This is a genomic window from Streptococcus sp. E29BA (genome assembly GCF_041807805.1).
Lineage (GTDB): Bacteria > Bacillota > Bacilli > Lactobacillales > Streptococcaceae > Streptococcus > Streptococcus entericus.
This window is the reverse complement of record NZ_JBGTZA010000064.1, coordinates 1-4,381: the sequence shown is the minus strand read 5'-3', so window position 1 is coordinate 4,381 and position 4,381 is coordinate 1. Positions and strand designations below refer to the sequence as shown.

Annotated in this window: 5 protein-coding genes, 1 pseudogene and 1 other annotated feature; all 6 genes and pseudogenes read right to left on the bottom strand. The window is 44.1% G+C overall.

Annotated features, from left to right (window positions below):
- On the bottom strand, positions 1–864 hold an 864-nt coding region (locus tag ACERC8_RS09825), incomplete at its 3' end, for a YSIRK-type signal peptide-containing protein (RefSeq protein WP_373659683.1).
- Between the two features lie 76 nt (positions 865–940).
- A complete protein-coding gene (gene rpmA, locus ACERC8_RS09820) occupies positions 941–1,231 on the bottom strand; it encodes a 50S ribosomal protein L27 (protein WP_018368241.1) in 291 nt (96 codons plus the stop codon).
- A gap of 38 nt (positions 1,232–1,269) precedes the next feature.
- Entirely contained in the window at positions 1,270–1,584 is a 315-nt protein-coding gene (gene rplU, locus ACERC8_RS09815) for a 50S ribosomal protein L21 (protein WP_018368240.1), read from the bottom strand.
- A gap of 34 nt (positions 1,585–1,618) precedes the next feature.
- Positions 1,619–1,692 (bottom strand) — a sequence feature (ribosomal protein L21 leader region).
- A gap of 106 nt (positions 1,693–1,798) precedes the next feature.
- Entirely contained in the window at positions 1,799–2,335 is a 537-nt protein-coding gene (locus ACERC8_RS09810; protein WP_373659682.1) for a GNAT family N-acetyltransferase, read from the bottom strand.
- A pseudogene (locus tag ACERC8_RS09805) lies at positions 2,329–3,517 on the bottom strand (CapA family protein). Before ACERC8_RS09805 ends, ACERC8_RS09810 begins: the two are co-directional and overlap by 7 nt.
- 120 nt (positions 3,518–3,637) lie before the next feature.
- Positions 3,638–4,051: a sortase gene (locus ACERC8_RS09800; RefSeq protein WP_373659681.1), complete on the bottom strand. Its 414-nt coding sequence runs from the start codon at positions 4,049–4,051 to the stop codon at positions 3,638–3,640.
- Positions 4,052–4,381: the final 330 nt, after the last annotated feature.

The window sequence follows — 4,381 nt, the reverse complement described above, 5'->3', positions numbered from 1 at the left end:
TTCTTCTCCGAGCGGTAAACTAGCATCAGGGATAATTTCAGTCTTGTAAGGGATAACTTCCGTACGGCTTGTCTCAATAGGCTGGGAAGGTTTTTGAGTAGTTTGATTAGAGTGAGCGATTTGAGAAGGTAGCGAGATTTGGTCAGCAAGTTGTTTGTGATGATCAACAACTTCTTTACTCCTCTCAGCATCAGTTGGTTTATTTTGGGCTGTTGTTGACTCCTGCTCTGCTATTGGCTGCACCGAAGAAGCCTCAACAGGAACCCCCTCGTGCCGCTGATAAGCGTAAAGAGTTCGATTACTGAAGTGTCGAGGGTTCGGCAAAAAATCCCCCTTAGTAACCTGATAGCTGGTGGTGAGAAATGTCTTCAAAGCTACATCAAGAGCTGACATGGTCTCGGCATTAATACTGGCTGCGCCAAGGCTAGTGATGAGGACAAACTTAACAAGAGATTTTTTATCTCGACGCACCATAGAAACCAGCGCTGCTAGAACCCCTGTTGCTCCAAGCAAAGTAAGAAGTTCACTTGGCATTTCAGCCGTGTGAGGCAACATTTTAAGTGGCTGATGTTGCCGATAAACAAGAATATAGCGAGCATCAGCCGAGGCGATCTCGTCTGTCAGTTTCTTATCAGGATTCAGTAACGCTTGTTCCTGCGGCGTTAAGTCCTCATAATTGACATAATGGTAGTCAATGGTTATAGATTGTCCAACTGAGACTTCCTGAGACTGAGCTTGAGCAGGTTGACTAACCATTGCAAAACCGAGTATAGCAGCTCCAACAGTGGCAGAAACAACACCAACAGACAACTTTCTAATGGAAAAACGTTGCAGGCGTTCCCAGTTGGAAAAGAGGCGTTTCATGTCTTTCTCCTTATTTTAATATCATCACTTTTACTTTTATAAGATAACCCCACCCAAAATGGGTAGGATTAGTCTATTATTTAGCGATTGGGTAAACAGAAACCTGTTTCTTATCGCGACCTTTACGCTCGAAACGTACAACGCCTTCGATTTTGGCGTAAAGGGTATCGTCACCACCGCGACCAACGTTTTGACCTGGGTGGATGTGAGTACCGCGTTGGCGGTAAAGGATTGAGCCGCCAGTTACAGTTTCACCGTCTGCTGCCTTAGCACCAAGACGCTTAGCTTGTGAGTCACGTCCGTTTGACGTTGAACCCCCACCTTTTTTACTCGCCATGAGGAACAAGTTTTCAAGATTTTTCAACATAATAGTGTCCTTTCTTTTGTATGTTCTAGGTTGTCAGATTAAGCGTTGATAGCTTTAATAACAACTTTAGTGTACGGTTGACGGTGACCTTGTTTACGGTGGCTACCTTTTTTAGGCTTGTATTTGAAAGTAACAACTTTCTTTTGTTTGCCTTGTTTTTCAACTGTACCAACAACAGTCGCTCCTGAAACAAGTGGTGTACCAACAATTGTTTTCTCACCACCAACAAGAACAACCTCGTCGAAAGTAACGTCTTGACCAGCTTCAACATCAAGTTTTTCAACATAGATGACTTGGTCAACTTCAACCTTAACTTGTTTACCACCAGTTTTGATGATTGCGTATGTGCTCATGATGCACCTCCTATAAAGATATTGATAGGGAAATTCCCTTGTGAAGACTCGCCTTGTAACGTGGGTACGAAACCTCTTAAAACGCTAGTCGTGCGGTTGCACAGGACGTGCATGTAGTCAACATTACGATTCTACCATAGCCGAGCGATTTATTCAAGGATTTTACTTTATTTTTTCAACTATTTACTCTGATCGGCAATCATTGCCTATGCCATCATGTTATCCTTATCTTTAGAAGCCCCAGACTAGTGCGGTTGAGCTCCTTTGCTAGTTTCTGATAATCAATGCCATCTGTCGTAGCGACAATTTCGTAGACTTCATTCAGTTCATGGAACTGGCGATATTGCCTGCGAAAGCCATTCTTCTCGTAAAAAGCTAGACGTCTAAGACGTTGGTCATAATTACTCGCTGTCTCCTCCATCGGCTCGATACATAAGACTAGGGGTAGTCCTTTTGCCTGCTCGGCTATTGTTCGCAACATAGCTGAGCCGTAACCTTTGGAGCGAACCTCGTCATTAACTGCCAGCAGAAAAACAAATATCCCTTGAGTTGTCCTCACGGTATAGGCAAATCCTGCAAAGATGTTCTTGTCGTAATAGGCAAGGAAATCAACTTGAGACTGAAGAGCAAACAAGCTAGCGAGTAGATAAGGCGGGCGCTCTTCTGGCGGAAAAGCTGCATGATAGAGGGTCTCTACCGCTTGATAATAGGGAGAAAATGGATAAATCGGGTAAGAAGTTAAGGTCACCATGTCACATTCACCAAACCGTTAATTTCTTGATAAGCTGTGTCTACACGCGCCTTCATCGCATCGTCCAGCAGAACACGGTAACGCCCTCCCTCAATAAAATCCTGCAAGACAATGACACGATAATCAACATATTCATATCCCTCGCTGCCATAAGCACCAAGACCAGTCGCCCAAACCATGGTTGGGTGGGCTGTGACTGTTTTAATAAGTGTCTGCTCACCTGTTTTCTCAAAAGTGACATCCATCAGGACACCACGCTCTGTCTAGATGTTGCCAAGAGTTTCCAGACGTTGGTCAGAGAGAAAATTTCCCATAGAGTAGATGATGAACTTCTTCTCTCCGTCTTTTTCAAGTGTTTCTGAAGGCTGCGGAACATGCGGATGACCGCCAAAGACCACATCAGCCCCCCCAGTCAATCATCTTATGATAGAGGGCGACTTGCTCTTCGCTAGGCTCAAGCGCCTCCTCGACCCCCATCTGTGGCATGATGATGGTGACATCTGCTTCTTGCTCCGCTCTCTCTATCTCAGCTTGCATGTTGGTTTCATCTAGGTCAGATAGGTGGCGAGTATACTCTTCTTCAGACAGATTGCCTTCCATTCCATTAAATCCATAGGCATAACCTAAAATAGCAATCTTAATGCCGTTGACCTCCTTAATCACCAAACCATCTGTCGAACGGTCATTTGGGTAAAGTCCAACAGGGGTCACCCCCAAATCTGAAAATATCCGATGGGTGCTCAAGGCTCCTGATAAACCTGTATCTAAGATGTGGTTATGCGCGAGGTCAACAACATCATAGCCAGTACTTTGTATCGCCTGAGCAGCTTCTATGGGCGCATTAAACAGAGGATAACCATTTGGCGGTAATTCAGGATTGATTGTCCCTTCAAAATCACCGATGGCCAAGTCCGCACCTGAAATCCACTCCTTGACATACTCGTAGTGGTGTTCTAATTGATAACTGCCATATTGGTGCAAGGCACTGGTATACAACCTGTCATGATAGAGCAGGTCTCCATTTGCGACAACACGCGCCGTATGAGTTTCTAGCTCTGGTGTGCTTGGTTGAATAGTCTCCGCATCTGGTTGCAAATACCTGCCTAGCTGCATGAAGCAAATCAGCAACAAAGCTGTCAAAGAGCCACTTAGCATTAACTGATCTTTTTGTTTAGCCAACATATCTTCTCCTTTTCAGTTTATTATACCACAATTGGAAGAAACAAGTTGTCAAATCAAGTTTGTCCCTAACATCGAAAAAGAGAGCCAAGTAGGCTCTCATCAGTATCCTATGAACAACGCTCAGCTATTGCCAACAAAACTACAACGCACCAAAACACGGGCTAAGCCGGAAGGTGTGCAGGTAAACAAGCTCAAATCCCAATCCTTGTCACTAGAGGTGTCTTTATAGACCTGATCGACCTCAGTCGGTTCAATCGTTTGGCGATTGGTCACACGGTAGCGGTAAATCCGACCAGTAACAGATTTGAGAATAATCTCTTCACCCATGTCGAGGTCTTTTAATGGTTCAAAATGACTAGCGTAATTATGGGCACAAACAACCAAATCATTCGTGTAGTAAGAACCATTGTAGCGAACCGGAGTCTGGGCTAATTGGTCATAATTGTAATCTGATGCGATGGGGAGAGTTATCCCTAAGCGTGGGATATGGAGTGTACCGATAAAATCAACACCGTCAATCGTTTCAACCGGCATCTCCCCATTTTCTGAGCCGAATGGTTTTTGGCTTTCTTTTTTTCTAGTTCTTGAGCAACAACATTTGAAGCTGTCGCTGCCTGATTAGCTTCTTAGAAATTAAACAAAGCAAAGACACATCCAGATACCATTAAAAGAATCCCTAAAATTCTCAATGCAAAGCGTCTTACTGGTGTCACTAGCTCTGCCCCCTCTTCATGAAAGAAAGACCTATCAATACTACACCAAAGATATTTAGGAGGTAAACTGGCCACTGAAAAGGCACCCCTTTTCTGTACAATTTTTATAAAGTGTTTTTGTTAAGCGATAACTCGCTTAACCATAGGTGTT